Source organism: Streptomyces sp. GbtcB6, assembly GCF_019091475.1.
Lineage (GTDB): Bacteria > Actinomycetota > Actinomycetes > Streptomycetales > Streptomycetaceae > Streptomyces > Streptomyces hyaluromycini.
On the sequence record NZ_JAGXJL010000148.1, the window covers coordinates 1 to 1,734 of the forward strand.

Annotated in this window: 2 protein-coding genes; both read left to right on the forward strand. The window is 73.2% G+C overall.

Translation table 11 applies throughout. The annotated features are described in order from the left end of the window. A partial coding sequence (locus tag KVT45_RS54880) for a CaiB/BaiF CoA-transferase family protein (protein ID WP_217562601.1) occupies positions 1-807 on the forward strand: 807 nt, incomplete at its 5' end. 60 nt (positions 808-867) lie between these two features. Continuing rightward, on the forward strand, positions 868-1,734 hold an 867-nt coding region (locus KVT45_RS54885; protein ID WP_217562603.1), incomplete at its 3' end, for a thiolase family protein.

Genomic DNA, 1,734 nt, shown 5'->3' on the forward strand with positions numbered 1-1,734 from the left:
GAAGTGCGAAAGGCCAACCCACGGCTGGCCTACGCGCGCATGACCGGTTGGGGACAGCACGGCCCGCTGGCACCGACGGCGGGGCATGACATCAACTACATAGCGATCACAGGGGCTTTGCACCATGCCGGCCGGCGCAGCGAGGTACCCGTCCCGACCGCCAACCTGCTGGGGGACTTCGGCGCGGGCGGCATGTACCTGGTGATGTCCGTCCTGGCCGCGCTCCACGAACGCGACCGCACGGGGGCGGGGCAGGTGCTCGACGTGGCCATCGTGGACGGCACGACCTACCTCACGGCCATGCTGCACGAGTACCGGTCCAGGGGCACGTGGTCGGATGTCGCCGGCACCAACAGGCTGGACACCGGGGCGCCTTACTACGACGTCTACCCGTGCGCCGACGGCGGGCACGTCGCGATCGGCGCCCTGGAGGCCCCGTTCTTCGCGGCACTCGTGGAGCTGCTGGGCCTCGATCCCGCCTGGGCCGACACCCGCGAGGACCCGCGCAACTGGCCCGAGCTGCGCCGGGAGATCGCGCGGGCCGTACGGCGGCGCACCCGGGACGAATGGGCGGCGGCGGCCGAGAAGACGGACGCCTGTCTGAGCCCCGTGCTGAATCTGGCGGAGGCCGCCGGACATCCGCACCTGCGCGCCAGACATGCGCTGGTGCCCGCGCCGGACGGCCGGACGGGATGGCGGCCGACGCTGGGTGGCCGGCGGTTCGCGGGTGCGCCGTCGGCGTCGTCGGTGGAGGACACGCTCGCACGGTGGCGGGCGGACGAGCCTGGGAGCGGTCCGGCACGCTGACCGGCCCCGCGAGCCCTACCGGGTCGACACGCGGAACCTGCGATGTGGGAGCGAGGAGAGATGACGGCACGTCAGGCAGTGATCGTGGACGCGGTGCGCACTCCCGTCGGGAAGCGCAACGGCGCGCTCAGCGAGGTGCACCCCGTCGACCTGTCGGCGGTGGTCCTGCGCGCGCTCGTGGAGCGCAACGAGGTCCCGCCGGAGTACATCGACGACGTGATGTGGGGGTGCGTCACGCAGCTGGGCGACCAGTCCAGCAACATCGCCCGGTTCACGACCCTCGCGGCCGGCTGGCCCGAGTGCATTCCGGGAGTCACCTTCAACCGGGCCTGCGGCTCCAGCCAGCCGGCCCTCGAGTCGGCGGTGCACGCCGGCGTCGCGGGCGCCTACGACTGGGTGATCGCGGGGGGCGTCGAGTCCATGTCGCGCGTTCCGCTCGGAGCCGCCCGGCAGACCGGCCTGCCCTACGGGCGGACCGTGCTGGACCGCTACCGGACGGACCGGCTGGAACAGGGCGCCGGGGCCGAGATGATCGCCCGCAAGTGGGGGCTCGACCGGCACCGGCTCGACGAGTACGCCTCGCGTTCGCACACGCTGGCCGCCGCCGCCATCGACGCGGAGGTCTTCGACGAGCAACTGGTCACCGTGCCCGCGGCACCGGATCTGAAGCAGGACGAGGGGCTGCGCCGGGGCACGTCACCCGAGACCCTGGCAAGGCTCAAGCCGTCGTTCCAGGAGGACGGGGTCATCCACGGGGGCACCGCCCCCCAGATCTCCGACGGAGCCGCCGCTCTGCTCATCACGACGGCCGAGCTGGCCCGCCGTCACGGACTGCGCCCGTTGGCGACGATCCGCGCGGGCGCGGTCGTCGGGGGGGGCGGTGGGGCTGCGGTAGGTGGGGGTGGTCACGGGGCCTCCGCAGGTCGG